Origin of the sequence: Shewanella khirikhana (assembly GCF_003957745.1) — a bacterium.
Classification (GTDB): domain Bacteria; phylum Pseudomonadota; class Gammaproteobacteria; order Enterobacterales; family Shewanellaceae; genus Shewanella; species Shewanella khirikhana.
Genome location: NZ_CP020373.1, coordinates 1,995,787 through 2,022,163 on the forward strand (window position 1 = coordinate 1,995,787; position 26,377 = coordinate 2,022,163).

Genomic DNA, 26,377 nt, shown 5'->3' on the forward strand with positions numbered 1-26,377 from the left:
TTATCTCCCTCCTCCCCAATTATACATTCCTCCTTTCCCACCCGGGTGTAAGGATTCCTGAACTACGCCAGGAGCCTGGTGTTGAGATACAGGGACCAATTGCATAACGCCAGGTTTTTCTGGATGATGATGCCATGTCAAATCGCTAGTAGGTGACCGTCTTGGGTGTGCGCCACGTGGTCCAGGTTTGACCCCTTCTGTAATTCCAGGGTACATTTCTTCCATACTTTTCGCAAAATTAGGATCTGACTGCATAGCTTCATGTAAATTTTTATTCGAATCCTGGAAATGAGCTTTATCTGTACGTCCAGGGTAAAGCGATCCATCGATCTTGGTTTCATAAACAACTGAATAATTTGGGCTATTAAGTGGCCTGCCAGATGCGTCCGCGCTCTCAGGACACCCACTCAACCCCAGTGGATCGACCCATTCCAAGGGATTGTGCACATAGGCCTGTGGCCTGCTGCCGCCGGCCATGCCGATGGGATCGGGACTCAGGTATTGGCAGATATCCGGGTCGTAGTATCTGTGCCGATTGTAATAGAGCCCGCTCTCACGGTCGTAAATCTGCCCCTGAAAGCGCAGGTCACAGTGTAACGGCTCGTTAGCGGCTTGTTCAAGATAGTGTTTTGGCTTACCCGTTAAGCGCCACTGCTCAAATTCGCGCCACAGCCCGGCCTCACCGCGCCAGGCCACTTCGCCTTCTTCGCTGCAAAGCTCCCGCACCGTACCCGCCTGGTCGACTACGGCCAGATGCAGCTCAATCTCGGATGATGGCATCGGCGCACTGTTATCACGTTTAACCGGCGCCGGGCTGTCAACTGCCTGCGTGAGCTGCGGCTGACTGTGCTGGCGCGCCTGGGCCAGTGGCCGGAAGCTGCCGGGCTCATAGAGCCACTGGGTAGTGGCAATACTGCCGTCGGCAAAATATTGCTGCTGCTGACACAGCTGGTCCCCTTGCCAGCGGTATTTGACCTCGCCGCGGGCGCGGCCCTGCTGGCTGCGGTATTTGCGTACCCGCCTGCCAAAGACATCGTACTCGTAATGCCAGACTTCGCCATTTTCGAGACTGAGCTGCACCAGGCGGTCTTCTTCATCCCAATGGAAGAAACGGGTCTGAGGCCTGAACCCGGGCTTAAGCACGGTTTTTTCCAGCAAGCGACCATTGGCGTCATAACGCAGAGTGATTGGCCCCTGGCGCACCACCCGGCCTGCCTCGCCATACTGCAGGGATTTTTCCAGCCGCTTTTCGGCCAGCGACACCAACTTGTTATCGCCATTGTGGCTGAGTTGACGCTCGATATGGGTCAGTTGCAGCTCGGAGTCATAGCTAAAGAAGCGCAGCTCCTTTTGCTCGTGCCAGGGCGCTGTGCGCTGCTCACTGATAATTTGCCCGAGGGCATTGTGGGCGTATTCGCTGCGGCCCCAGTGGCTGTCTTCCACCGAAGTTAAGTGGCGCTGATGGTTGTATTGATAACGGCGGTCAATCCCGCTGAATCGACCTCGCAGTGCGTGACTTCTACCTGAATCTCCTACAGGCATCAGCGCCTGGGAAGCGAGCAGGCCATCGGCGGTAAAGGATTGCTGCAGTAAAAAGCCCAGGCCATTGCCGCGGCGACTTTCCTGCCCCTGTGTGTTGTAGTCGAAGCTGAGCGGCGCAAAATCACCGATACTCAGCTGAGCCAACCTACCCTGTTGCCAGTTAAGCTGCTCAGGCAGCAACAGGCCGTCACTGCCAACTCGGCGACCCGCCGGGCTGTAATGGTAGCGGCTGCTGGCACCGTCGAGAGTTTCTGCTATCAGCCTGCCGGCACCATCGTACTCAAATTCAACTTCCGACACAGGGTTACGGCCGCGTATAAGCCTACCAGCCGCATCGTAATCGAAATAGCTGTTGACCATCACCACACCACTGGGGCCGCGGGTTTGCTTTTGTAGCAATCTGCCGCACAGATCATGATAGAAATGGATACTGCTGCCATCTGTTGCGGTGCGGCTCTTCAAGCGACCTGCTTCATCGTATTCAAAACACGTTTGACGCCCATCCAGGTGCGTCTCTGCCACGACCTGACCACTGGTGTTGAACTCCAGCCGCCAGGCTTCTCCCTTGCTGTTGGTAATACCGGCAAACTGGCATTCTCCGTTGTAGTAAAGCTTCAGCGAGTGACCGAGGGCATCAATGCTTTCCAGCAGCAGGTCAAAGGCCCCATAACGGTATTGCTGAGTTATTCCGGCATTGTCGGTGGCCTTAGTGAGGTTACCTTCCAAATCGTATTCGAAGTGGCTGCTGCCTTGCTGGGCATCTTCAAGTTCATTCACCAGCGTTGTGCCGTGCTGATAGTTGAAGCGGCGGCGCTGCTCACCGCTTTGAACCTGAACCAAGCGGCCAAGCTCATCGTAGCTCAGCTGTAATGGTGGCTGCCCGGGGGGCATGACCTTACTTGGCAGGCCGAAGCCGTTATCGTATTCAAAGCCGGTTTGTTCACCATCGGCATCGATAGACCAGGCCAATTGCCCCATGCCGCTATATTCAAAGTAACTTGGCTTGCCGAGTGGGTCGGTCACACTGACAAGATTGCCCTGCTTATCCCACTGATATTGCCAGCATTCGCCCGCTTCGTTGGTATAGGCCAGTACCTTGCCCTGCTCATCGTGCTGCCATTGGCGTAACTTTCCATCGGCTGCCGTAATCCGACTTGGCTCGCCGTAGGTATTTCGTTCAATCTGGGTGGTTTCTCCAAGGGCGTTGCTTAAGCGCACCAGTTGGTTGTTCTGCCATTCGCGGTAGAGGGTTTCGCCATTTGGCATCACCTCACGGATGATGTTGTTGCGCTCATCGCGGTGGTACATCTTGATGCCATCGAGTGGGCTGCGGTAATAGACGATACGGTTGTCATCGTCATAGTGCAGGGCATCACAGAAACGTTTGTCGGCGCCGCGAGAGCGAATCGCGCGGCCTTTTTCATCGAAGTCATGCTCAACCCAGGTGTGGCTCAAGTCCTGCCAACGCAGCAACCAGCCTTGTTCAGAATACTGGTAGTCGAAGTTTCGGCCTGGATCTGCACGGCAACGTAGCAAAAATCCATTGTTGTCATACTGATAACTGGCCAATGTCTTTAGAAAATCACCATTGCCGGCATACAGTTCCAGGGTGTCTATACGCCTGCAGCTACCTTTGACCTTAATCACACGGCCATCGAACAGATGGATGCCCTTGAGATGTCCGCGGTCATAGACAAATTCATGGCTGCGGCCTTTGCCATCCGCGATTCGGCTAAGCAGCAGACGAGAACCTATACTGTGATTAAATTCGTATTCCAATCCATCGATATGGCGAAGCAACAGTTGACCCTGTCGGCGGGTAAAGCGCCACTTCGGCATGTGGGCCGCAGCAACACTCTCCCCTTCCACTGGAATAACAAAGGCTGCTTTGTTGTATTCACCGTCGGTAAAATGGGCAATGTCGTCATCAAGCTCCAGGTACATATCCCAGTCCGCTCGCCAGCGGCGGCCCAGCAGACCGGGCTCTACATCGGGAGATGAATAATAAAAGCGCTTCAGCGACAAACCAAAGGCTGCGGGCAAAACGAAGTCGGTGCGCCAGTCCACCACAAAGCCCGTCGCCATATCGATTGGACAGCCGTTGGTGCACACACCATTTTCCCCCGGTCGGGCCTTGTTGGATTCATCCACCTTAGCGGCTGTAGCTTCTGAGCGTGCCGGTTTGACATCTTTACCGGCATTGAGTCCGACCTGGGGTTTAGGGGTGTTTTTTGGTCTGGGTGTACCGGTGAGCCGGGTAACAACCTTCCCCAAAAATTCATCCACTTTGCTGCAAACCCAATCGATTTGTGCTTCGAGCTTTTTCGCCATATCCCGCATAGCTGTGATCAAGGCCTGAAAGCTTTCAGGCATCAGGCGAAAAATCCAGTGAGCGCCGTTTTTGACAGCCCTGGTGAGACCGTCGATGATCTTATTGATAAGAGCCAATGCATCTTTGGCGACAGATTTGATTTTGTTTGCAAAATTCTTAAGAAACTTCACCAGGTTTCCGTTAGACAACCCACGAAGTACCCGAATTGCTGACTGTATGGCTTCCGGCGTGTTTTTCCTCAAAGCCTCAAGCACTGCTGAGCCGGTCTTCTTGAGTGCATCACCAAGCCCCGGAACAAAACCCACGACGACCAAGGCACCCATCGCCCAGTGCATGGTACTGCTGCGGGCATTGGCATCGGAATATGTCGTCCAGCCCCATTCACCCAGATCGTAAATATCCATGGCTTGCCCCACCACGGGTATAAAGCCCAGCGCAATTTCGCAAAACAGCAGAATGGCACTGTTGTCTCCAGCTTTGGCTACCACTTCTGCTGGTAAGCTGACGTGTATTTTATTGATAGCTTTACGCAGCGATGCAGGCCCTTTATTGATCTGCTCATTCAGTTCCCAAAATCGATCGTAAGCAGGTTCATACTCGTCAGGCACATTCAAAAACAAACTGGTGTCATCGATGTCGATATGACTATCACTGCTGTCATCGGCATCGTATTCGATAAAGCCTTTGTTTCTTAACAGCGTAAACAAGGTGAAATATTCACCGGCCAACGCCGCATGTTCCGGGTTTACCTGTAGGGATGGGTTATTGGGCTTGGTTTGGGCGGGCTTAAATTCATCGGAACCCTCATCAAGCAGGATCTCAAACGGGCCGCAGGGCATATCCTCAACCAGACACAGACCTTTTTTATCGGTTTTGCCCTCGACTTGTGTACTTTTGCTGTCGGTGAGAACAAACGGAGCCTCTGGCACCGGGCTGCCGTCGTCATAGTGATAAAAGATCAATGCGCTGCAACCGCACTCAACACAACTGCCCTTCAACACATTGTCTGTAGTGAAATTTTGCTCGGCAGCCTGTTCACTTGAGAGCAATTGCGCTTTTTTACCGTTAGTCATGGGTTACTTCCTTGTCCAATTCTACTTCTGCGGCGCGATAAAGCTGTTGCATTCGCGATTGTTCACCCTCGGCCCGCGCAGTGATTACATCTTTGGCCCAAGCCTGTTCGGCGAAATCAGCCCCAAAGAGCACGGCGAGTGTCAGCCATTTGATTTGCTGCTGCTTTCCCAAAAAGCCATAATTCTGCGCCTGCTCTACCCCCGCATCGATAAATTCAACGGCATCAGCTTCTGACCAGTACTGTGTTTCCGGATGGTGGGCGTTGAGATGAGCTAGAAAATCTCGTTGGCGGCGATAGCGATTGTGATTATCAAGCGCCAAATACTGTGCCTTCGAAAGCCTTCTGGGCGCATCCAGCTTGTCATTTCGGGTAACTCCGGCCTTGGGCCAATGGTGACGAAAGATGCCATTTTCGTTGATAAGCAGCAGTGATGAGGCAGGTCCATAGAAAGCCGTGATGTCATCTTCAGTGCTGGCGGCCATAAGGCTTGCCAACACCTCAGGGTCCCACAATCGCAGCAACGCAGCCTCTTGGGAAGAGTCGCTATGCTCGTCAGCAACCAGTGTCCAACTGCGGATGTGCCCCATCAGCTTTAATAACTGCTGCTCAGGGGTATAAGCCATCATCTGGCCTTCCAACACCCAGGCCATGCCCCACTTGGATTGTGCGCAGATTTGTTCTGCCAATTGGGCCCAATTGGCGGTATGAGCCTTGATAAGATAAGGCGAGAGCGATGCGTGCAGCCGCCCCATTTCCCCCCAGTAGAGTCGGTTCACCGTTAAATCTTCGGGTGACTGATGCTCGGCAATCGCCATCACATCCCGATTGAAGGTCGCATCGGCCAATAAAAACACGGCATTGCTGGTTAAATAGCCAGGCCAATTATCAGCAGCGATCTGCTCGGGAGTAACTTGGGGAATTAACTGCATGTTCAGATCCTTGAACTTGAAAATACGAAAAAGAGGTCGTCCTCAGGGTGTCAGCCAATTGTAAAAATCAGTTTTGGCAGCCAGTTCAATCTGGCTCTCACACTGCAACTGAAACTTAGTCAGTGCGTCAGCTGGGGAGTTGGACTTAATCAACAGCTGAAATTCGGGCAGATGATAGTATTGACGCCCCCAAACAAAGCATCGCTGGGCAATGAACTCATGTTCTGTTGGCTGGAGTGTTGGAAACACCTTTTCGACCGCATCAAGACAGCCAAGGTAGACCTTGGTTATCTGATCAACTGAAAGCTCGGTTTGGTGGTAAAGTGACAAGCGTCCAAAGAGCGCTTTAACTTGCTCATATCGTCTTGCGGGTCTTACCAAAAACTCATACTGCTCGTCATTCAGATACAGCGGAGAAAAGTTATCAAAATTGCTGTTTAACTCCGAGTGGCGCCCCGCCAGCAATGACCAACCTGGTAACTCGGGTCTATAAATCCGCCCGACATCAGCTAGCCACTGGATCTGCTGCTGCTCGGTTAGCACAAACCAAAGCCTTGGGAAAACATCGGTGGCATGGCATGGCAGCGCTGCCAGGGCACCGGTTGGGTAATGTGCAACAAGCCGTTGTTGCCAAAACTGCTGTGCCTGACTCCAATCAAGATTGGATTCAAACAGCAGAGGGGCAAAAAGCCCGTCGAAGACCTCAGAAGTCCACAGCAACAAGGTTTCTGCTGCATTACCTTCAATTAGCCTGAGCAATATCAAAGGGTCATCGCTTGACTGGATATTGGCAGGCCAATAGATATGTCGCCAACAGTCGCTTTGAGCGCATACCTGCCACCTGTCTTGCCAATCTGGATGCAGAATCGGTGAAATAATCGCATACAGGTATTGGGCACTATGCTCGCGGACAAGTTCGTGTAACAACCAAGTAGAAACGGGACTATTACCCGAGGCATCTGTTTTCGTCATTCAGGGCACTCTTGTATTGAATGGCTTCAATCGTCCAGTTTCACTTCAATTTTGTAGCCAGGTTTACCTTCCTTGGCCCAGCGGGTCCTTACCTCAGCCGGGCTTGGCGGTGGAAATGCAACCCCTTTCTCCAGCAGATATTGCTTAACTTTTAGCAACCACTGGTAGTTATCAGAGCCCTCTGTGTAAATTTTCCGATTCAAGAAGTCATCAACGCTCCAGGCTATATCAGCCCCAGCTTTGTCATAAGCATAAGGGTCACTACCCTGTTGAAGCATGACATAAACCAGTTCCCAGTCATTTAGATCGCTGGCATACAATGCGGCATGACTTCCGCTGCCATCGCAAAGATTAGGATCGGCGCCAAATTTCAAAAGCGTGTCTATTGCGTCGAAATTAGCCTCTCCTATGGCGCCAAAGAGCGCTGGCTGCTTCAAATGATTCATGCTGTTTGGGTCACCACCCGCTTGCAACAGGAGCCTGAGCCACTCGATATCCTTCCAACCAGCGACATAAGTCACCGGGGTATTGCCTTTACCACTTTTAAAATTGGGATCAGCCCCCAACTTCAGTGCCAACTGCATGCCTTCTTTGTCATGCCGCGCTATAAACCAAAAGAGTGGTGTGATCTCATGCTCGCCAATCACATTTAGATCAACGCCTGATGCCAAAAGCGCTTTGGCTTTTGTTTCATCACCCTTGGAAATGGCTGTCAGTACCGCAACCATTTGTGGCTCAAAAAACTGCTTCGCATCCATATTCTGTCCAGACTCGGCCATTCCAGCATAGCCACAGGCACCCAGCAGTCCGGCCAACAGAGTTCCAATCCATCGCTGCACGCTTAGCTTCATCCATGATCCCCGCACTGAATTGCAATTTGCAGGCTGCCCGCAGCCATCAATCCCTAGGGGTAAAACATCGCAAGGCGTTACAACCGTCTAAGTGACTTTTAGCTGGTGGTGAGTTCGCCTGAATGGAAAATCTCTACTTATCCAGCTCAACTTCTATCTTGTAGCCGGGCTTACCTTCTTTGGCCCAACGGGTCCGCACCTCAGCCGGGCTTGGCGGTGGAAATGCCACCCCTTTCTCCAGCAGATATTGCTTAACTTTTAAAAGCCACTGGTAGTTATCGCGGTTTGGGTCATACAGCTTGTCGACTTCCACATCGTTCACGATTGCCGCAATGTCAGCACCGACTGAGGAGTACTGACGGTAATCACTTCCCCGCTCTAACATCAGATACACCAACTCCCAATCATTAATGAATGCAGCGTAGAGTGCAGCGTTTCGCTTGGGTCCATCTGTCACGTTAGGATCTGCGCCAAATTCCAAAAGTGTGTCTATTGCGTCGAAATTAGCCTCTCCTATGGCGCCAAAGAGGGCTGGCTGCTTTAAATGATTCATGCTGTTTGGGTCACCACCCGCTTGCAGCAGGAGCCTGAGCCACTCGATATCCTTCCAACCGGCGACGTAGGCCACCGGGGTATTGCCTTTACCACTTTTAAAATTGGGATCAGCACCCAACTTCAGTGCCAACTGCATGCCTTCTTTGTCATGCCGCGCTATAAACCAAAAGAGTGGTGTGATCTCATGCTCGCCAATCACATTTAGATCAACGCCTGATGCCAAAAGCGCTTTGGCTTTTGTTTCATCACCCTTGGAAATGGCTGTCAGTACCGCAACCATTTGTGGCTCAAAAAACTGCTTCGCATCCATATTCTTTCCCCCAAAGCCACAAGCGCCCAAAAGTCCAACCAACAGGCAACCCAACCAATGCAGTCCGTTCCTTTTCATGTAGATATTCCATTTGCTAGCCAGCTGTTCCGGTCAGGATATCGATATCTTCAACCTTTTGCTTCTCTATTCCGGCGATTACCTGCTCCATGCCATGACGACTGACTGGATTTAGTCCAGTTCCAGGTAAAGAATGCATCTCGCCTGCGGCTTCAGGCAATGCATCCTTTTTGAATAAAGCCGCGGCTCCAAGGGTACCAACAGTGGCTCCCACGGGCCCAAAAAACAGACCACCCAGTCCGCCCAGCAGGCCTGGCAGCAATAGCCCTCGGCCTTTTTGAATTCCCGTCAGCACCTCACCGTCGACGGATTGAGTCTGGATAAGATTATCTATCTCGGCCATGGGTAACCCACCACGGCGTGCGACCGTGTTCGGGTGCAAGCCAGCGGCATTGTAGGTATACCCCGGCAATCCTGTGACCCCAACGGCACTCGCTGCTAACCCACCACCGAGTGAGTGACCAACCATCACATCTGCTGCGCCAGCCAATTTAATCTGTCGCGCTAAATCCATCGCCTGATTGTACTGGGCACTTTCCTGCCCAATGCCTTGCTGCCCATTGGTCGCCCAATCCTTACTTCCAGTGACACCGTTGTTAGTACCCCGAAAAGTCAGCATGGTTTCGCCATTGATATTTGACTTAAATAGGCCGGCACCAAAGCCACTTTCTTCATCCCAAAACACCGCATCTTCTAATCCCGGAATGATGCTGGTATCCGGTACCTCCAGGCCTATAGGCAACTCTGGCAACGCCTGACTATGCCCACGTCGATATTCATCCAACGAGTACACATATTGCGCCGCCTCGGCGCGCAATATGCTGTCATTATTAAACGCCAGACGTTTTGCCGCCGCCGCTTTAGGACCGGATTCCGGTTCAACGTTTGCAGCTGCAAGGGTTTTTCTTGCCTCATAACGAGCCTTACGTTCGGCAACACTGTTGACAGGATTTTTCAACCTGGCAACCCAGGCCCCTGGTGTTCCCCAGTATGCATCGGACATAACGGCCGCTGGCAATAGCCTTATCAGCGCTTCTCCTTCCTTGGCGCACGCTTCACCACAGGGTGTAGCTGGGGACTGGAAAGGCGTATCGCCAATCAGCACATCACCCGAGCCCGCCGATACCGAGCCACCGCAGCCAATGGCATCGCCGACTCTGGCGGCGGGCTTGCCATTGATGGAAACCGTCGACGATCCGGCTGAGATGCTACGACCATGCACACCGTGAGGCATGTTGGGACAAGGGCAAGCATGCAACAGCACTGCGTCACCTTTTCGTGCGGCTGGCTTGCCATTGATACTGACATCGCCGCTACCGACGATAATGGGCGTTGCAGGAAAGCAGCCGTGTCCAGCACAGCTATCACCCAATCTTGCAGCCTTGGGCATAGTGCCTCCTTAACGCCTGTCTGCTGCGGTTGGTGCCGTCGGGCTGGCTGGCGCTTCAGGATCGACCGGTTTCGGTTCTGTTGCCTTACCCGGCGAACCGCCTTCATTAATTTTGACTTTACTGCCGCTGATGGTTACACCACCGCTGTCGAGTTTAATAAAGCCACCAGGCCCTTTAATCGTCAGTTGATCGCCAGCATCAAGGACTATGGTTTTCGCTTTGAGCCCTGTCTCATTCCCGACTTTAATCAACCAATCAGCACCAATGCTGGTATGGTCAGACGCTGCGATTTTGGTCTGACGCCCACCATCTATGCGCGATATCATGCCACCAGCCACATAACGTTGAATGGCTCCGCCAATTTTTTGCAGAAGATTCCGTCCCAGAGTTTCGTGCCTGTCTTGCCCTATGCGTATCAACTCATCTTTGCCGATTTCACAGTGACGGCTCGCTTTTATCTTTGCCACACTGTCATTACCGACACTTAAATGTTCATCGACGCCGATTTCCGTGCGACGAATATGATTGACCACTCTGTCCATGTCTTTTTGGGCATGGAGGTAGATTTGCTCACGGCTGGCCTCATCTTCAAAGCGCAGTTCATTGAATCCCTCCCCTTTATGGGTTTGAGTTTTCAGGACAGTTCGAGTCTTGTGATTAGGCAGTAAATAAGGCGGCGTGTTCACCACATGATAAGTTCGGCCGGTGATGATAGGCTGATCCGGATCGCCCTCCAAAAACGAGACGATGACTTCATGGCCAATTCTGGGAATCGCCAAAAAGCCGTACTCAGCACCTGCCCATCCCTGGCTGACACGTACCCAGCAGCTGCTGTTTTCGTTAGCCTGTCCATATCTGTCCCAAGGGAATTGCACCTTTACCCGGCCGTGCTCATCACAAAAAATCTCTTCCCCTTTTGGCCCAACAACCGTGGCAATTTGCGGCCCGCCGACCATGGGCCTCGCAGGTATATTAGCCTGCCAAGGCAAATTGGCCTCCAGGGCCCTGAATTGGTTGTGAAAGCGAGTTGGTGCTTCGGTGTTTGCTTCTTCAGCTGCCGCGCCCTGCTCGCCGCTGTGGCGAACGGACAACAGCAGCCAGTCACGATTGAAGCTGCGCTCAGGATGATCTTGCAGCCCATACTTGAACCCAGCTGCCAACTGGGGGATGTCACTTTCACCCCGCGCCACCTCAGCTTCAGCACGCCTGGCGTGTAAGCGACTTTGGGTAATGAGTTTGCCCTGACTATCGTCTTTATAGCGACCGGGGTAATCATAATGCTCGTACAAGGCATCAGAACCCATTTGCTGGTGCTCTAAACGTTTACCAATCTGTTGCTGCAAAAAACTGTAGGCGGGTTTTTTAAAGCTGTAATCCTTCAGCGCGACACTGCCGGATGCCAACTGCTTCTTGTAGGCAAAGCGGCGCACAAAAGGCTGCTCACTTTTTCCTCCAGCAAGTGCGTTGTAAGGCAATGCCAGCCCCGAAGCAGTTAAGCGAGAAGTCGCATCACAAAAGACGATGCTGTGGTTGTCGTTCCCTTGAGTTACCAGCCAAAATACGCCGGACTCAGCAGTCAAACGCTGGATAAACTCAAAGTCTGACTCTCGATATTGGACACAATACTCTCTTTGCTCTGTTTCGTGGCGGGTATCCCAATTGAAGGCATAATCGGCAATACCCATCTCTGCGAGCAGTGTTTCCAGAATTTGTTTCAGGCTTTGTTGCTGGAAAATTCGACTGTTATGACGCAGTTTCAATCTGGCCATATTGCTGTTCATCACCAGACGATATTGGCTGTGATGATGGCCGGTATCGCGCCGCTCAAACGCCGTAACAACACCGTGGAAGCGCCGAATGGCTTTGCCATCACGCCAAACGCTAAGCACGCCACTTCTGTCAACAATGGCCTCCGGGGTCATAGAGGGGTCACGGCTAAGCAAATCAAGCTCGCCGTGCATATCCGATGATAACCCTTCATCTACTGTAAAAGATAAGGGACTGAAGACTTCTTCAGCCAATCCTTCTGCCTTGAAATGAAATCTCAGACCTGACCCAAGATGGTACATATGCCTATCCTTATTGCTGACTGCCACTCACAATGGCCATGGCTACCGCAGCCCGACATCGTTTGGATGCAGGTTAGAGCGCCATGCGTTTGGCTTCCTTTGGGTAAACACTGCTGCTTACCCAAAGAAAGCCAATCCCTCTCGGGACTGGCTTTAATATTCAGGCAACCTGATTACGGATGTGCTGCACTATGTCCAAGCTGCGACTATCGCCACGGCGCTGAAGATCTGCAATCACCTCACGGATCACGCCATGGTAGTCCTTGGAACCGCTGACCAATGTACGGTGGCTATGCCCGATATCAGTGAAAGTGACGCCACCCTTGTGGTGGTGAATATGGGGCTCTTTCACATCAGGGTAAAAGTATTCCTTCGGCATAAGACTCACTCCTTGCGAACCGATGAAACAGACAAGGCTCTTTCATCGGTTATGCCATTAATGTGTCTTAACCTTCGATGGGCTTGCGCCAATCATCGGCACCGGAAGTACCGGCACTGACGTGATCCCAGGTGATTTTGCGATAGGCCAGAGACACTTCAATCAGCTGAGTGAAGTCAGCCTTGGTCGGGTCCTGGCAGTGAGGCATGTGGCAGTCAATATTGACGATGGTGGCGCCTTCCAGCGCGGTAGTGAAGTAGTGCTCTTGCTTACCTTCGATAGAAGTACGGTACCATTTCATTTCCACCTTGGTCAGCTTTTCACCAGAAGACAGTGAGTTATACAGCAGCGGTACAGCTTTGTTCAACGCGACAGTGAACTTGAACGGCTTGTGAACGCGCTGGCCAGAAGGCATGCCTGACTGAGGGTCAGTTGGAACAGTCACAACGTGGTTAAATTCCTGAACCAGCATTTGATCCTCATGGCCTTCAACAAAGATGTCACCCACAGAATCAGGAGTGAAAGCACCTGCAGTGATGTTGCCCTGAGTTTGACCTTCGATGGCGATATAACATGGTGTTGGCATAGTTAAATTCCTTTTTTACACATTGAATGACCGGGCTTACGCCGGGGTACGGGAGATACTGCCAATCCCGTGCCAATATTTAACTCATTGTATTTACGCGACTTTGCTGTTTGCATTACGTCTGCAAGCAACATATTGCTTAAGCCCAGGCAATTTATTGCTCGGCGGGCAAGTTTTCGCTCGCGGTGGTCGTGAATGGTGCCAGTTCAATTGGCGCCTCACGGTCCAGTGCCTTTTGCAGCTCCTGCTGTCGACCAAATTGCAAAGTACGTTTGATAAGCATGCCTTTTAGCAATCTGTCAGCCTGTGCCAACTCGTGACCTGCGCGCTCTATCGCCTGTTCTTCCAGCAACTTATCGACGTAATAAATCCGTCCAAGCAGCGGAGACAACCCACTGGCATACTCTGCAAGACCCTGAGCCTGGCTGCGGACAATCCTCATATCCTGAGCATCGGCTTTGAGCAGCATCCGCTCAATATTGGCAGCCTGGGTACGGGCAACCGTGAATCTTTGATGGTAACGGTCAAGTTCAGTGAGGTAACCGAGCTGGAGAGCGTAGTCGGCCTCATTGGCATCGAGTACGGTCTGGGGGGCAAACACTTCTTCTATGCGCTGCCACCCTGAAACGGGTGCAACCTCGACCGTTCCATGATGTGGCTTTGGAGCAAAGAACGAGGGAAATACTTTGGCAAGTGGTACTTGTGTCAATGGCATCGACAGCACCCCGACCACAACGCCCGATAGACAAGCCAGCATCAGAGGCAGCCATAACGGCCGGCGACGTCCGTGCTGTCGCTCAGACAATCCTTGCGTCAACTCAGCAGAGGATGGTCTGAACTCATCAATTTTTTCAAACACCTGAAACCCAACAGCATCCAAAGAATCCAGCTGTCTCACGCCACGGATCCTGAGTGCCTCATAGAGTTGCTCGCAGGCATATTCACTGCGAAACCACTCCTTCATATTTGAACCGGTACACACCATCAGCTTAATTTCAGGCAAGAGTTTGCCCATTGCCCAATGGATGTTATCGGCAAGCTTATCTCCGCTTAGACTTTGGTCTTTAGCGCTTCCCAGCAATGCAACCAACAACAGCTCAAGCCCGAAAGCGAGCCCCTCAACGCCACGGGTTTTAGCTGCCGACACACTCAGATAGCCGGCAAGCACCATGTCGACGCCGTCAGACAACAACAGTTCTCGTCCATCCTGATAAATACGCTCCCAATCAACACCGCCGCTCAGTGGCGAATAGCGACTGTTTATCATGTGGCGGATCCTTTGATAGCGCTTATCCTCCCGCAATGTGTCAGGGGATTGTGATATGGAAAATTGCGCCAACTTGGGCAATGGGATAGAGGTCAATGGCAACTCACTTAGCGGTAAAAGCGACTTCATATTCAGGGGCAGGCAGCTTGGCTGCCTGCCCAACATGCTCAGTAAAGTGTTTTGGGCAATTGATAATTGCTGAGCAAATTGGTCGTGAAGGGATTGATACTGTCCCGAGTGTGGATGCGATATGTCACCTCCCCATTGTCGACAGCAAACCGGTAGTCAACGCTGGTGGAACTTGAACCCGTGATCCTGGCGCCTTCCAATAACTTGAAGAACGCCCATGGCCCCTGAGAGCCTAAGGACCGCGGTGACTGATTTTGCTCACTCGGAACCAGTGTTAACCGGCTCTCAGCCCCCTGGCGTAAGGTGTTGGGCCAGACCAGTTCTATATTGCGACTCGGGCCGTGGGTATATTCCACGTACTGACCATCAATATTGAACACGCTACGACGTTTATTCGGACTCATTTGCAGTGGTTCGAGGCTGAATTGCACATCAAGGTTACCTTTCAAATTGAAGTAAGCAGCACGTATCTTCTGAGCATCATCGAATGCCGACAAAACTTCAGGTTTTATCAAGCCTTTATCACTGTTTGTCAGTGCTGAAAGCTGGGCAGCATGCTCTTCAACAAACCATTTAAGCTGTTTGTCATAGAAGGACGCCATCACTCCCTGAGGGCCAAAGAAACGTTCAAAATCGGCAATCGAGGCCTGTTTACTTGCCTTGGGATCAAATGGATAACGCGTTGCCAAGGTTTGCTCGTATTCACTGTAGACTTCGTCGTACCACTTGATTTCCAAATGACGAACGGCTTCTTTGAGCACCACTTTCCAGCTTTCGTCGGCGAGCTTGGCGACCATGGAGTCCATTGGCTTGGGCAAACCGGAAGCGATTCGTTGCAGCGCGTATACAGGGTCAGAACCACTGAGGTTTATCCGCTTTTGAGCAGCTTCAAGTGCAGTCTTTCCCCGATCAGGCGAATTCTGAATGTCCAGCATGTAATCATGCAGTTGCACTATGGCCGCCATCACCTCCTCAAAGTAGTCAGCTTTCGCCGCGTTGACGCCGTAAAATTGGTTCAGTTCATGGAAATTGCTGTCAATTACCTGAGCCCAACGATAATCCTGGCTCTTGAGCAAGGCAGCTTTGGCTTGCTCATCCTCAGGTAGTTGGGGAAACAGCTCTGTATTGGCATCCAGAGTTTCAAGGATGCGTTTAAGCGGCTGATGACTCACTGCAATGTTGTCCAACACCGTCACCGCATCGCCGATGCCATCAAAAGCCTTAACGTTGAAGCTATTTAATGCCTTGCGCCAGGTTGCGTTATAGTCAGCCAAATATTGGGCCACTATCTTGTTTTGCAACGCCAGTTTGTCAGCCTCGCTGAAATTGATGTTTTGCGACTGCCCAAGCACCCAGCTGTCAATCAGCGCCAATTCGGTGACAGAGTCAGATGCTGGGATAAGGTAAGTCTTAAACCCATTACTGGTCAGCATTTGTGGGATTTGCAACGAATCTTCAGCAGCGCTTCGTTTCTCAAACACCAGCTCATTTACAGGACCAATGGTCAAGCGCAAATCCAACGGCTCCCCCAGTTGAGAAACAGATGAACGTTTCAGATAACGGTATACCCGCTCTTCGATAGGCAGTTGGGTCAACTCCTGCTGCGCTTGTTTCACCAGCCATGCAAAGGGCTGCACCACGGCTATCGCCTCTTTGTTACCCTCAGCCTGTGCTTTTGCCAAATCAGTATGTTGCAACGCATATTGCAGATGTTGCATCAACTGATCCTGAAGCTCACGGTTACCGGGAAACGCCTTTTGCCAGGTGTCAGCGAAATAGTCGGTGACAAACGCATCCCGACGTCCACTCTTGTCTATCAGCATCCGATAGACACGAAGCAGCGCGAGTTTTTGCTCACTGGCTTTGGGTGCATTGGCAAGTTCTGCGGCCAATTGGCGCTGTAAAATGGGCAAATACCGATACGCCAGCAGGTTCAGATAGGTTTCTTCAACCTTTGGGCCGATGGCGTGGCCTTGATACAGCCCTAAATCAGATATAAGCCAGGGCTTTTCCCTGAAAAAACCAAACTCAAGTGTCGCGGCACGAATGGTATTCAGTGGCGGAATGATATTGCTTGCCGCCGGGTCCAGGCTGTTTTTCTCAATCTGGGCATTGAAGCTATTGACCTTATCCAAAACCGCATCTGCCTGAGCGCTGTTTTTCAGATAATATCGATGCCAACTGCCTATCAACATCGCTGATGCGATGGAACAGGCAACCACAGACAACATCATGATCCGCCGTTTACGCTTGGCCACCCTGAAGTTGTCCGATGCCAATCCAGCTTCGGGATAAATGATCCGGCTAAATAGTGACTGAGTGAAGTAAGTCGTTGAATTTTCGCTTCGCTGTGCACTGTTGATAGCATCGGCAAGGCCGTATCTGCGGGCAGCGCCATCAACATAGGCATTGGTGGGAACACCCTGCTGGTATACAGACGTGAGGTAAACGCCGCGCACCAAGGCAGAAGTGGAAAACGAATCGCTGGCAAGCGCATCATGAAAAAACTCACGCAATAGTCCATGAGCTCCGGCCAACTGCCTCGAAAAGCCGTAGAGCTGCGCCCTTTCATCTTTATCTCGGCAATTCAACATGGCTTTGGGTAAACAAGCGTTGATCCGCTCGATAAATGCCAGCCAGTCCTGATCGAATTCATTCAACCAACTGTCGAGGTTGTTGACCGAATCCAACGAGAAGGTAAACCCCAGAATTTCCTCCCGTTGAGCCTTGGTCATATGACGGAAAAACGGCTCAAACCCCTGGAGTAAATCCAGCTTGGTCAGGGAAATATACACAGGTAAGCGGGTGCTGAGTGTTTCCATCAATTCCCGCAGACGAGCACGAAGCAGATGTGCATAAGCCTTCCGCTCAGCAACCGTCTCAACCAGCAATGCGGAGAGGTCAAGTACCAGCACCACACCGTTCAACGGACGTCGGCTACGGGTTTTCTCAAGCCACTGCACAAAATGCAGCCATAACCGGCGCTCCATATCCTGCTGACCATCACGGCCGTTGTTCTTTTGTGTCAGCAGCTCGCCATCGGGATCAATCACAACAGCATCATCACCAATCCACCAGTCAAACGAATGCGGGTTGTCGCTTTTCTTGCCCGAAGCGCGCATCACAGAGGAGAAAACAAACTTCTGCCCAGAGCGATTAATCAGACTGGTTTTCCCGGCATTTTCGATGCCCAGAACCAGATACCAAGGCAGCGCATATAGATAGTCTGAACGCGCCAAGCTATCTTTTAAGCCCTTCATGACCTGGTCGAGTTCCCGTTCCTGACGCTCTTCCAGCGCCAGAATAGGATCTTCCTGCAATTGCTTGGATTTCTGTTGTTGCGCTTCCATGCCTTTGAGTCGACGCCACTGACGCCAGCCCCAAATACAGAAACACATCAGGGTGAACATGATGCTGGCTATCAGCCTCGCGCTCACACTCTCCAGCGGCCTGTCGTCCTGATATTCCCACCAGGGACCCATCCACCAAATCGCAACATTCACCAAGACGATGATGGCCACAATCAACACCGGCAACGCGGCTTTCAGCTCGGGTTGCAGACGTTTAAATACCGATTTCACCATTGACCACATATCACTTTCCCTGTACTCAATTTATGTTTGCTTTTTGTGTTAACCGCGACATCAAACCAGGCTCCCAGTCGGCCAGGGCGGTTTTATTAGCCTGCTCCAGCAGCACCTGATATTCGCTCTGTGCCAACGCACCCAATTTATGCTGGTGTTTCAAATCCGCTCCCAACAAGCGAAGGTAGAACTGGTCTCTTGGCTCCTTGGCTCTGAGCAGTTGCTCGTTCAGCGCCGACAACGCCAATACCAATCCACCTTGCTGAGCTAAATCCTTGATTTCAGCTTCGCCGCCATGTTGTGCTTTCCCGGCGCCGCCACGGGGTTCTTCATTGAGCCAGGCAAGCGTCGCTTTGGACGCAAACGGTGAACCATCTTTGAAGCTCATTTGCGCCAGCATGGGTAAGCGCTCAAGAAAGGCGTGGGTTTCCTCACGAATGGCCTGACTCCAGGCTGGCTGTTCCAACTTCAGCGCCAATCGTGCCGAAAGATAGTGACCATCCAACCAAAAAGGCGCGAGGCAAAGGCTTTGTTCTATCTTCCGAAGCAGCGCTAAATCCGGGCTGCGCTCCACGGCCGATTCATAATCGGCAATCCTGTCAGCTGACACTGGCATCAAACTGGTCACGCCTTTGGCATTGGCATTCTCCGGCGCTGTGGCAATCGAGAACCAAACGGCGAAACGTCTGAGCCTTAAGCCCAAGGCCATGCCTCCGGGGGTTTCGCAGATGAACTCAGCAACTTTCAGCAAAGTTTGTTTGCTGCTTTTGTCGCTGCTACTGTCATGTTCCAGCGTGGAAGAGGCGTTTGACGGAGCCGTGTGATGGTTTTCGGGCACAGTCGTATTGGCCTGAGACTGACTCTGCTGTTCCTTGTGCCTCTGGGATACCAAGCTCTGAAGTTGATTGAGCTCGTCCAGAGGTAAATCTTGCGCAACCACTTGCTGACGCAGCAAATCCATGTACCTGTGCAACTCGTCCCACTGAGACGGATCGTCAGCCAATCGCATAGTGTCGATAGACTTCAGAAATCGCTGCATGATCTGCAGGTAAAAACGCCGCCTTGGCAACGCTCCCCGGGGGCCTGGGGCCGGGTGGCAAACATCCCAGTACTCGGCCATGAACGCCCCTAAAACCGCCACCCCGCAACTGAACCGCTGAATACTGCTTTGATACTGCAAACATTGAAGTAAATAACTGATCAATTTCAGATCTTTAGATTTTGATTCAAGCAACCCCACCGCAGCTCGCTCCACCTCCTGCCAAGCTACGTCACCGTGGGCAAGTGAACCCACCTTCATCATTTGGCTTTCAATGAAATCGAATACCGGGTCGTCATTCAGCCTGTCGCCCTCGGGCTTATTTGCTGACACAGGGCGGACGATGCTGTCGACATAATCGGAAATGACCATGGTTACCATTTGCAGGCACCTCGCATCGGTGCAATTACCTCAGCCAAATGGCTGGTATCAAAACGCAATCCCTCTATAGCCTCGACATCCGAAGACAGTGTCAGCTCATTCCCTCTTAACACATGCTTCATCACACCAATGGCAACCAGCCCCCTGCCGGAGCGGTATATATGCCCTGTATCGTCGCTTAGCCAATCTTGCGTCATGGCCCCGCCGTTGCTGCTGGCCAATGTCACAGAGACCTTTGATGCCGCCACTGCTTTGGGAAGGATTAATTCGACCCGACTGATATCATCTACACAGCTGAGCATGAGTATGGGTCGTGGCGGCAGCGCGCCGAGTGCCGATGCCGTGAATCTATAATCTCTCTCTGTATTACTCGGAGCAGCGATAAAGCCACTGCGGTCGGACCGTAACGCCTCAGAAGCGTTGGCAAAGACCACACTGTCAGGCTCACGTCTGGCATTTACGACCAAACTGTCCGGTGACACCTGGGTTTGAAAAACAGCATCAAAACACGCCAGACGCTCAAGTCTCGCCTGAATGAGGGTGCAGGATTTCGCCTCAGATAAGGTGTCGGCGTGCGCATTAGCCGCCAGCCACAGACTCCCCCACAGAAACAGGTGTTTGACCATGGCATTCATTCGGTGATCTCCAGCTTCTGGCACTTATGGGACAAGGTACGCTTGGGCAGCCCCAAGCTCATTGCCGCTTTGTTACGATCGCCATTAAACGCCTTTAAGCGGGAACGGATCACCGCCCGCTCGAATTGAGAAACTGCCGCCTTTAAATCAAAAATGCGGTCAAATTCATGTTGGGCATCCAGCTCACCGGAATCGAGGGATACACCATCCAGCGGCGGAAGATTGTCCTGACTGATTTCCTCATGATCGGGAGTCAGAGCACAGGCATATTCGATCAGGTTTTTGAGCTCACGGACATTGCCGGGAAAATCGTGCCCATACAATGCCTTAAATGCACCATGACGGATCCCTGGTACTTGACGCTGCTGCTCACGATTAAACTGCTGGATAAAATGCTGAACCAGCAGAGGCAGATCATCACGCCGCTCACGCAAAGGCGGCAGGCTCAAAGGGTACTGACAAAGCCGATAATATAAGTCCCGTCGAAAGCCGCCTTGCTGGATTTGTGTCTTGAGATCCACATGAGTTGCAGTAACCAGCCTGAAATCTGCTGAGACTTCCTCCTGCCCGCCCACTGGACGGTACTGGTAGCTCTCCAACACCCGCAGCAGCTTTGATTGCAGATTGAGTGGCATGTCGCCAATCTCATCCAAAAACAGCGTTCCTTCCTGGGCCTGGGCTATCAGTCCTTTCTTATCTTTATCAGCCCCCGAGAAAGCACCTTTTACATAACCAAAAAGCTCAGACTCCAAAAGATTTTCAGGAATTGCCGCACAGTTAATGGCAACAAACGGCTTACCCGCGCGAGGAGACAAGTCATGAATAGCGCGGGCAACAACCTCTTTACCGGTACCGGTTTCACCCTGGATCATCACCGCTAACTGCAAAGGTGCACCGCGACTTAACTCCCGACGAAGTTTGATCATCGCGTCGGTTTCACCAACAAGCGTTCGGCTCAGCCCTTCGCAATTTTGTGCTTCACGTTGCTGGTGACACATCTGTTGTAAAGAGTCCGATAGCTCTGACTGGCGAACAGCACTGATGTGCATCTGAGTCAACATCTGCCACTGCCCCAAAAATACCTTACTGTAATCTTGCCAATCGTTCTCACAGAGCACGGCAGCCGCCTGCTGCCCATCTACCCAAAGACAAAGCACGGCAAGCACATGCTCAGCATCGGCCATGGGGTAAATGAGCAACGCTTGCTGGGCGTTGAGCTGGCTTAACTCACTAAACTCAGACTGCTCCCGCCAATAAACCACTGTCTGTGGATCCAGCAGCATGGGTTTACCGTTTTGCAGAACATGGGCCAGGGGTTGGCGAAAATCGTCCACCTCAAACTCCCACCCGCGGGCCTCACCATCAGGTTCACCGAGGTGGGAATCGGCACGTAATGAGCGACCGTCAATACTGGGCAGAAACAGCATGGCGCGTTGAGCGGGCAGTAAGGTTTGCAAGGTGGTACAAAAAGCCGCCACCAAAGCCCCCTCCTGCTGCACGCCCAGCAATGCAGCAGCACGATTTAACCAAGGTTCAGACGCCACTAACACACCTCTCCTACAAACTCACCATCGCGATAATCCAGGCAAATTTTCGATACAGGTTCTTTCAGGGCAAGTCGGTTCAGCAATGCCAGCGAGACCGGTGGCAGCACCTGTCCATCGATAATGGCTTCCAACATACGGGCACCATTTTCACTGCGGGTGGCACGACTTTGAATAGCTTCAACCAAGGCATCAGCAATGGAAACATCAGCCTTGTATTTGTCGATCAGACGGTTTTTCAGTGCACCCAACTTGTACACTATGATGTCCTTCAGCACATCCTCACCAAGCGGCAAGTAAGGTACAATTTCCATGCGAGCCAGCAGCGCCGGTTTAAAGAAGGCAGCAAGCTCTGGATAAAGTGCCTCCTCAAGTAATTCAACCTGATGTGCATGGTCGACTATGGTTTGGAAACCTAGGTTCGAGGTCAGGAAAAACAGTACGTTCTGGCAATCAATCAGCCTGCCCTCGCCATCGGCCAACTCCCCTTTGTCAAAAGCTTGATAGAACAGGTTCAGTACATCCGGATGCGCCTTTTCAACCTCATCCAATAACACCACTGAATAGGGCTTCTTACGTATGGCCTCTGTCAACAGACCACCTTCCCCATAGCCAACATAGCCGGGCGGCGAGCCAATAAGGCGCGAAACGGTATGTTTTTCCTGATATTCCGACATATTGATGGTGGTCATAAACTGCTTACCACCATAAAGCTGCTCGGCTATCTGCACGACTGTCTCGGTTTTTCCCACGCCGCTGGGACCCACCAACAAGAAAGCACCTTTGGGACGCCCCGCTCTACGCAAGTCGGCCCTTGCGGTTAACAGATGACGATGCAATCGTGCCAGCGCCGGCGATTGACCTTTCAGACTTTGCTCAAGCCGCTGGGGCAGATGTGTCAGGATATCCAATTCATTGCCGGTCATTTGCGACACTGGCACACCGGTCCAATCACCTATTACCGCGGCTATTTGAGCCTCGTCCACTTGGGGAAATACCAGTCGTTCGGGTCCTGACAATTCAGTGAGTTCTGACTCAAGCCTGCGAAGTTCAGCTCTGAGCTCTTCGGTATTGGCACCGTCGTCATGGATGTTTTCAAGCAAAGAGCGGCGTATTTCGATGATTTGTTGGCTGAGATTGCGCTGTAATTCCCAGCTGGCGGACAGCTCCTGATATTCCTCATCCACACCACTGAGCAATTGTTGCAGCTGCTGCTGGCGCTCTGCATCTATGTCATAGCCAATACCCTGCTGACGCTCAATCAGCCCGAGTTCCATTCGATATTGATGACGCAAGTTCTCAATCAGGCTTAATCGCCTTGGCGGCGTGCTCATATTGATAGCAACCCGGGCACAAGCGGTGTCCAAAACATCGATGGCTTTATCCGGCAACTGACGTCCAGAGAGATATCGGTCGGAAAGAAATGCCGCCGCTTTCAGTGCGGCATCCTGAATAAATACTTGATGCTGCTGTTCGTAAATACTGTGCAAGCCGCGCAGGATATTGACCGTTTGCGCTGCGCTGGGCTCATCCAGTTTGACCAACTGGAAACGGCGGCTGAGCGCCGGGTCCTTCTCAACATACTTTTTATATTCTTTCCAGGTGGTGGCGGCGACTGTCATCAACTCACCTCTCGCCAACGCAGGTTTGAGTAAGTTGGCAGCGTCGCCACCACCCTCCTGGTTGCCTGCACCAATCAAGGTGTGGGCCTCATCGATAAACAGCACCACAGGCACAGGCGACTGCTTCACTTCATCAATGATGTTCTTTAGCCGTTTTTCGAACTCCCCTTTAACCGATGCGCCAGCTTGAAGAAGCCCCAGATCCAGCGACAGCAGGGTTACGTCCTTTAGTTTATCGGGCACCATGCCCTGGGCAATTCTCTGCGCCAGTCCCTCAACAACCGCACTTTTCCCAACCCCGGCATCGCCAACCACGATGGGATTGTTCTTACGGCGACGACAAAGGATGTCTATCATCAGGCTGATTTCATCATCACGGCACAAAACAGGATCCAGCTGTTGCTGCCGCGCCAGAGCCGTAAAGTCAGTGGTGTATTTGCCAAGGGCTGTTGCAGGCTGAGGTGAAGTTTGCGCTGCGGTTTGTTCAACTTTGTGTGATTCCGATGAATCGCGCAGCAGCACGGTGAAATTACGCCGCAAAGACTCACGGTTAACCGCACTGAAGCTGTCAATCAATGCCGCGGGCAGATACCGCTCAGCATGGATCAAACTGCAGACGAGCAGTGCGCCTGAGCGCAGCTGAGTCTGCCCCAACTCTGTGGAAGAGAGCAGCCAAGCATCCTGCATCAACTCAATCAATAGCGGGGAAAATACAGGATAGGTATCCAGGCTGGTGTCTTTGGCCATGGACTCCAGAGCCTGCTGGCGGATCTGGTCTGCATCCAATTCAAATGACTTTAACAACAACCGCACATCGCCCAGGGGATTATCCAGCAGGCAGCACAGGAGATGTAAAAAGGTCACTTCAGCATTTTGTCTGCTGATACACAGTGAGGCGGCCTCTTCGAGGGCCGTTTTGCTCTGGCTGTTAAGTTTGCCAATCAAGGTCGGCAATTCGATTCTGATCATGTACTTTCCTTAGTTCAGGATCTGATGAAGTTGATTGAGGACATCGCTGGATTTCTGAGAAAGCGACACCGAGTAAAAGATGAAGATCACCGACAACATCACCGCGAAGCCCGCAAACACACTCCAGATAGGCAGTTGACGTCCCAAACGGTAACGGGCCTGAACCACGTGCTCAGTCGCACTGGGTAACAGGTTGGGTTCTTCTTCCCTCAATAACCTCAGGGTTTCGTATAGGCGTGAGATAATCTTGTCGAATTCTTCGCGGCCGTTGCTGATGACTTTGTAGCGCCCCTCGAACCCAAGACAAAAGCACAGGTAAATAAACTCAAGCAGCTGCTGGTAACGGGCAGGCTCGGTCTCCAATCGCTGCAAAATCCCAAATACTTTCTCCCCGCCCCAGGTTTCGTTGTGAAAACGAGTCAGCAGTGAGTGCTCAGCCCAGACACTGTCGGTCCCCCATGGCGTCATCATCACGGCTTCGTCGATGAACGAGCAAAGGACGTACCGATAGGCAAGAATTTCAGCCCGCTCGTATCCCTGATTGGTCAACTCAGACTCAATGGCCATAATGTCATCAACCGTGCTGTAATACAGGGACGGTACGTCATCCAGCTGGGTCAAGCGTCGAACCCTGAGTACCATGCCAAATAAGGGCGTAGCCGCATCAATCAAGGGGTTAATGCCATGACCACGCAGTTGAAACCAGTACTCCTTGTCTGCGTTAACTTTCTGAACCTCATCAAACAATAAGCTATCCAATTGCTCTGCCGACATTGGCTGCGCGTGCATTTTCTTTTCCATGAATTAACTCCTGATCGCCCAGAATTGCAGTTCAAGATCCGGGATATCTCCTGCGACATGGAAGGCAAAGCCACTGGAGTTAGTCAGCATTTCCCAGCTCTTGCTGCTGCGTTCAAGTTGGAAGTAGCTGTAGCCGGCGTGATAGGGCAACTGGCGCGGCGCAACCGGCAGCGGGATGAGTGGGACGCCTGGCAATTGCAAGGAAATCAGCTCACGAATTTTTTCCACCGAGGCAATTTTGGTCTGCTGCACGAACAACCGCTTAAGCTCTTCAAGCGGCATACGGGCACGCACAGCCAGGATAAAGTCGGCCTGCTTAACCAGCTCCTGATCCTGGATGGGCGCAACCATAAGTCCATAGTTTCGCTTCTGTAGCTGCAGTGAAACGGCCTTTGGCTCCAGTACGGTACTGAGTGCCTGGCGCATCATAGACATCAGGCGTAAAAAGCTCCTGACCGGCATGTCGTGGTCATATGCTGCAAACTCGGGCGCCATTCGGCTGTCATCGGTAAAGGTAAACAGCTCACCGCAGATCCCTATCAGCTCGCGATAGAGTGCTTCTGGATGCAGCGTTCTGAGCAAGGACAAATGATTCAGCCGCGGCTGAACCCGATTCAGGGTTTGAAGCAACATAAAATCGGCGACATCTGCCACGCCGCCCTGGCTTGGAGACCCTAACCGATGGGCAATGTTTCTGGCCCGCTCGCGCACCAAACCTGCCATTTCTGCGAGGAATCGGTACAACGAGGTTACGGCGCGCACATTGAAATGACAGGGAATAAACGCAGGATCCAGCACCAGGCTGCCATCTGGACGTTTCTCCAGAATGCGGGCAATGGCCAGGTAGCTGAACGCACTGCGGTCATCGCGCTCCAACATCAGCCGCATACGCACGGGACTGACATCAATGGGGGAAAAATCGCCCTGTTCAGTGTGAATATCCCTGACATCGAAACGTCTTTGCAAATAACGTCCGGCATCGCTTTCCGATTGCGCCACCTCTTTAATACTGTCGGTACGTAATGGCAACGCCAGGTAGACAATCTGGTTTGCGTACGAGCTATCCGGGATCTCCAATGCATCGGGCAACACATCTTCCTGGGGAATATTAAACGCCGTACCATCAGGCATAACACCCTTTGCGGTTTGCAACGCGATACGCCCAAAACTCAGATATTCTGGGTTTAGTTCCAACCATTCGACGCCATAGAAATAGCCGCCAACGGCGTCGAGCCGGGAGTCAAGCAGGTACTCCTGGTATCGCTGTTGCTGCTGAAAATGCTGGGGACGGATAAAAAGCCCTTCATTCCAGATCACTCGGTTTCTTGCTGACATGC

At 52.0% G+C, this 26,377-nt stretch carries 17 protein-coding genes; all 17 read right to left on the reverse strand.

The window, feature by feature from the left end; genetic code table 11:
* Window positions 1–4,947: an RHS repeat-associated core domain-containing protein gene (locus STH12_RS08715; protein WP_126167188.1), complete on the reverse strand. Its 4,947-nt coding sequence runs from the start codon at window positions 4,945–4,947 to the stop codon at window positions 1–3.
* Window positions 4,940–5,878, reverse strand: coding sequence for a DUF4123 domain-containing protein (locus STH12_RS08720; RefSeq protein ID WP_126167189.1), 939 nt, complete (start codon window positions 5,876–5,878; stop codon window positions 4,940–4,942). The genes STH12_RS08715 and STH12_RS08720 overlap by 8 nt, the downstream gene beginning before the upstream one ends.
* 42 nt (window positions 5,879–5,920) lie before the next feature.
* Complete coding sequence (locus tag STH12_RS08725; protein WP_126167190.1) at window positions 5,921–6,850, reverse strand: DUF4123 domain-containing protein; 930 nt, start codon at window positions 6,848–6,850, stop codon at window positions 5,921–5,923.
* A 26-nt stretch (window positions 6,851–6,876) separates the two neighbouring features.
* Window positions 6,877–7,701: an ankyrin repeat domain-containing protein gene (locus STH12_RS08730; protein ID WP_218567780.1), complete on the reverse strand. Its 825-nt coding sequence runs from the start codon at window positions 7,699–7,701 to the stop codon at window positions 6,877–6,879.
* A 133-nt stretch (window positions 7,702–7,834) separates the two neighbouring features.
* A complete protein-coding gene (locus STH12_RS08735) occupies window positions 7,835–8,644 on the reverse strand; it encodes an ankyrin repeat domain-containing protein (RefSeq protein WP_126167191.1) in 810 nt (269 codons plus the stop codon).
* Between the two features lie 16 nt (window positions 8,645–8,660).
* Complete coding sequence (locus STH12_RS08740) at window positions 8,661–10,034, reverse strand: PAAR domain-containing protein (RefSeq protein ID WP_126167192.1); 1,374 nt, start codon at window positions 10,032–10,034, stop codon at window positions 8,661–8,663.
* Between the two features lie 9 nt (window positions 10,035–10,043).
* The gene (locus STH12_RS08745; protein ID WP_126167193.1) at window positions 10,044–12,104 is read right to left on the reverse strand and encodes a type VI secretion system Vgr family protein; all 2,061 of its coding nucleotides are present in this window, start codon (window positions 12,102–12,104) and stop codon (window positions 10,044–10,046) included.
* Between the two features lie 160 nt (window positions 12,105–12,264).
* Window positions 12,265–12,483: a hypothetical protein gene (locus tag STH12_RS08750; protein WP_126167194.1), complete on the reverse strand. Its 219-nt coding sequence runs from the start codon at window positions 12,481–12,483 to the stop codon at window positions 12,265–12,267.
* A 67-nt stretch (window positions 12,484–12,550) separates the two neighbouring features.
* A complete protein-coding gene (locus tag STH12_RS08755; RefSeq protein ID WP_126167195.1) occupies window positions 12,551–13,069 on the reverse strand; it encodes an Hcp family type VI secretion system effector in 519 nt (172 codons plus the stop codon).
* A gap of 154 nt (window positions 13,070–13,223) precedes the next feature.
* The gene (locus tag STH12_RS08760) at window positions 13,224–14,336 is read right to left on the reverse strand and encodes a type VI secretion system ImpA family N-terminal domain-containing protein (RefSeq protein ID WP_237158808.1); all 1,113 of its coding nucleotides are present in this window, start codon (window positions 14,334–14,336) and stop codon (window positions 13,224–13,226) included.
* A 167-nt stretch (window positions 14,337–14,503) separates the two neighbouring features.
* Window positions 14,504–18,058 (reverse strand): type VI secretion system membrane subunit TssM, encoded by a 3,555-nt coding sequence (tssM, locus tag STH12_RS08765; RefSeq protein ID WP_126167197.1) that lies wholly within the window; start codon window positions 18,056–18,058, stop codon window positions 14,504–14,506.
* 16 nt (window positions 18,059–18,074) lie between these two features.
* Window positions 18,075–19,469, reverse strand: a complete 1,395-nt coding sequence (gene tssA / locus STH12_RS08770) for a type VI secretion system protein TssA (protein WP_335925357.1) — start codon at window positions 19,467–19,469, stop codon at window positions 18,075–18,077.
* The gene (vasI, locus tag STH12_RS08775; protein ID WP_126167198.1) at window positions 19,463–20,104 is read right to left on the reverse strand and encodes a type VI secretion system-associated protein VasI; all 642 of its coding nucleotides are present in this window, start codon (window positions 20,102–20,104) and stop codon (window positions 19,463–19,465) included. Before vasI ends, tssA begins: the two co-directional genes overlap by 7 nt.
* Complete coding sequence (locus STH12_RS08780; protein ID WP_126167199.1) at window positions 20,101–21,561, reverse strand: sigma-54 interaction domain-containing protein; 1,461 nt, start codon at window positions 21,559–21,561, stop codon at window positions 20,101–20,103. Before STH12_RS08780 ends, vasI begins: the two co-directional genes overlap by 4 nt.
* 86 nt (window positions 21,562–21,647) lie before the next feature.
* Entirely contained in the window at window positions 21,648–24,239 is a 2,592-nt protein-coding gene (gene tssH, locus STH12_RS08785; RefSeq protein WP_126167200.1) for a type VI secretion system ATPase TssH, read from the reverse strand.
* 9 nt (window positions 24,240–24,248) lie between these two features.
* Window positions 24,249–25,040: a type IVB secretion system protein IcmH/DotU gene (icmH, locus tag STH12_RS08790; RefSeq protein WP_164551173.1), complete on the reverse strand. Its 792-nt coding sequence runs from the start codon at window positions 25,038–25,040 to the stop codon at window positions 24,249–24,251.
* A gap of 3 nt (window positions 25,041–25,043) precedes the next feature.
* The gene (tssK, locus tag STH12_RS08795) at window positions 25,044–26,375 is read right to left on the reverse strand and encodes a type VI secretion system baseplate subunit TssK (protein WP_126167201.1); all 1,332 of its coding nucleotides are present in this window, start codon (window positions 26,373–26,375) and stop codon (window positions 25,044–25,046) included.
* Window positions 26,376–26,377: the final 2 nt, after the last annotated feature.